This window comes from Bacteroides sp. 519 (assembly GCF_010500955.1).
In the GTDB taxonomy this organism is placed as follows: Bacteria; Bacteroidota; Bacteroidia; order Bacteroidales; family Bacteroidaceae; genus Bacteroides.
The window spans coordinates 1-312 of sequence record NZ_QVMJ01000135.1; the positions used below are offsets into that span (position 1 = coordinate 1).

Genomic DNA, 312 nt, shown 5'->3' on the forward strand with positions numbered 1-312 from the left:
TGCGTTATGCCGACATTGATTACAAACGCTTTAACTTCAATGCAAACATGACTTCGCAGGTTACCGACTGGGGACGTAATCCTGAACGCACCATTGATGCTGCCCCTGAATATAAATACAAAGATATCTACCTCTATGCCAACGGAAATCGAAAATTACATATAGCTTACCAGCATACGCTAGTGTAGCTCCCAGAGAACTTACGCTTTACCCTTGGCGTCCTTTGATTTATACTCCGGAGGGTGCATGCCCAAATTTTTTTTTAAAATGCCGCCAAAAAAACGGGGGTCCATATATTCCACAGCGGAACCC

1 protein-coding gene is annotated in these 312 nt (G+C 43.9%); it reads left to right on the plus strand.

Annotation, left to right across the window (positions count from 1 at the left end; genetic code table 11):
• Positions 1-188, plus strand: a 188-nt coding sequence (locus D0T85_RS22225) for a hypothetical protein (RefSeq protein WP_163215685.1), incomplete at its 5' end; no start/stop codon positions are given.
• Positions 189-312 lie beyond the last annotated feature (124 nt).